The 2543-nt window shown below is 65.7% G+C and carries 3 protein-coding genes; all 3 read right to left on the reverse strand.

The window, feature by feature from the left end; genetic code table 11:
* Positions 1-1404, reverse strand: a 1404-nt coding sequence (locus tag ABNS06_RS17505; RefSeq protein ID WP_348675893.1) for a chemotaxis protein CheA, incomplete at its 3' end; no start/stop codon positions are given.
* Positions 1405-1496: 92 nt separating this feature from the next.
* Positions 1497-2117 (reverse strand): protein phosphatase CheZ, encoded by a 621-nt coding sequence (locus tag ABNS06_RS17510; protein ID WP_348675894.1) that lies wholly within the window; start codon positions 2115-2117, stop codon positions 1497-1499.
* On the reverse strand, positions 2114-2506 hold the full coding sequence (locus ABNS06_RS17515) for a chemotaxis response regulator CheY (RefSeq protein ID WP_348675895.1): 393 nt from the start codon (positions 2504-2506) through the stop codon (positions 2114-2116). Before ABNS06_RS17515 ends, ABNS06_RS17510 begins: the two co-directional genes overlap by 4 nt.
* Positions 2507-2543 lie beyond the last annotated feature (37 nt).

Raw genomic sequence — 2543 nt, forward strand, 5'->3', positions numbered from 1 at the left:
CACCATCAGCGCCGGCAGGATCGCCAGCGTCAGCGGCAGCCGGATCAGGAAGGTCGAGCCGACGCCAACCTCCGACATGATCTCGACGCTGCCGTTGAGTTCGACGATCTTGGAGCGCACCACGTCCATGCCGACGCCGCGACCGGAGACCTCGGAGACGGCGTCGCGGGTGGAAAACCCGGGACGGAAGATGAGATCCAGGCATTCCTGGGCGTCCAGTCGCGCGGCCGATTCACGGTCAACAACGCCCTTCTCGATCGCCTTGGCCCGGATCACCGAGGGGTCGATCCCCGCGCCGTCATCACGAATCTCGATGTGAATGTGATCACCCACCTGCTGCGCGGCGAGGGTCAGGCGGCCCACCTCGGGCTTGCGGCCTTCCAGCCGCTTGGCCGGGGCTTCGATGCCATGGTCCACCGCGTTGCGCACCAGATGGACCAGCGGCTCGGACAAGGACTCGACCAGGGTGCGGTCCAGCTCGGTGTCCTCGCCTTCCAGCACCACCTCGATCTTCTTGTTCAGCGAACGCGACAGATCGCGAACAATCTTCGGAATCTTGGAGAACACCTTTCGAACCGGCTGCATGCGCATCAGCATCACCGAGTTCTGCAACCCGGTGGTGACCTGATCCAGGTGGCCCAGCGTGCGATCCAGCAGCGGATCGTCCACGGTCTCGCGCAATCGCTTGAGACGGTTGCGGACCAGTACCAACTCACCGACCTGGTTGACCACGGCGTCCAGGCGATTGGTGTCCACCCGGATCGAGGTTTCCACCCGGGCCTTGGGTGCGGCGGCCGTGGACGCAGGCGGCGTCACCGCCTTGGGCTCAGGTGCCGGAACAACCTCGGGCTTGGCCGGCTCCGGTTCCTGCCGCGCCACCGGCTCAGGCGTTGGCGCCGGGCCATGGAAGGCATCCAGCAGCGCCTCGAAATCATCGTCGCTGATCGGATCACCGGTGTCGTCACCGAGGATCGCATCGACATCGACAGCCGGTTCGGGAGCCTGATCCGCGGGCTTGCCCTCCTCCGGCCCGTGGCAGGCGGCACGCAGCACGGCGATCAGCGCCGGATCGGCCGGTGTGATCGCGTCTCCGTTGGACAGCTCGGCCAGCGCGGCGTCCAGCCAGGTGACGGATTGCGAAATGCCGTCAACGATCTCCGCGGAGATGGCCAGCTTGCCGGTGCGCACCGCGCCCATGACCTCCTCGGCGACATGGCACAGGTCCACCATGGGCTGGATCTCGAGAAATCCGGCGCTGCCCTTGAGGGTATGGAAGACGCGGAACAGCGCGTTGAGCTGATCCGGGTCGGCATTCGACTGTTCGAAGGCGACAATCTGCTCGCCCAGCGAATCGACCATATCGCCGGCTTCGGTCAGGAAATCGGCCAGCAGTTCTTGATCCATACGACTTGTCCCTGGTGAAAATGCCGGGAGCTGCGTCCGATCGGACCACCGACGCGCCCGTGGCGCGGACGTCGATCGCTGCGAATGCGCCCCTAGAGACCTAAATCGGCCAACAGGTCATCCGCTTGAGCCTGCGTCGAGCCGTGGGTGTCGATGCCGGCCAGCGCCGGACCGTCCGGCCGGTTGGCGGCGTCGCTGGCGGCGGGCAGTTCCAGGCCGGCCAGTTCCAGCAGATCGCCCAGCGCCTGTTCCACGCCCTGGACCAGACCGATCACCCGCCGGATGACCTGACCACTGAGGTCCTGATAGGCCTGGGCCTCGGCGATGGACGACAGGGTCTGTCGCAGGTCGGCAACGGTCTCGTCACCACAGCGATGCGACAGTTCGGGCAACTGCGCCTGCGCCGACTCGACCAGGTCCAGCGTCCGGTTGGCGGCATCCTCGGTCATCTGCATCACGTGGTTGAGCCTGGCGCAGGCATCCGGCATCTCGCTGCCGGCGTACTGGACCAACCGCTCGTCCAGCGCGAGCTGACTCAACGCGCTGGCGAGATTGCGGCTGATGCATTGCAGGCCGTCGATCACGCGGTTGGCGCGGTCGCCATTGAGCCGTGCCAGCACCTCGTTGAAACCGTGCATGTCGCCAGCGTCGAGGGCGGCGGACAGCGCACGCACCTCCACCTGGAGCCCGGCCGGAGCGGCCGGCGAGGTCACGCCGCCGCCCGGTTGAAGATGCGGTCGAGCTTCTCCTTCAGCGTCGTGGCGTTGAACGGCTTGATGATGTAGCCGTTCACGCCGGCCTTGGCGGCCTCGATGATCTGCTCGCGAGTCGATTCGGCGGTCACCATCAGCACCGGCAGGCTGGACAGCGAGGGGTTGCCGCGAATCGCCTTGAGCAACTCGATGCCGCTCATGCCCGGCATGTTCCAGTCGGTTACGACGAATTCGATGCCGTTGCCGTTCGTGCCCAGCGCCGCCAGGGCGCTCTGCCCGTCCTCGGCCTCCACGAAGTTCGAAAATCCCAGGTCCTGGAGCAGATTCTTCACGATGCGCCGCATCGTCGGAAAATCATCCACCACCAGCACCTTCATGTTTGTGTCCATCAGTCCGCTCCTGACATTCCGTATTCCGTCCGCGTGG

Source organism: uncultured Abyssibacter sp., from assembly GCF_964000955.1.
Lineage (GTDB): Bacteria > Pseudomonadota > Gammaproteobacteria > Nevskiales > OUC007 > Abyssibacter.

What these genes read in the sequence shown, in the direction of transcription:
- ABNS06_RS17515 (WP_348675895.1), bottom strand. Translation starts at nt 2,506, where the DNA reads ATGGACACAAACATGAAGGTGCTGGTGGTGGATGATTTTCCGACGATG.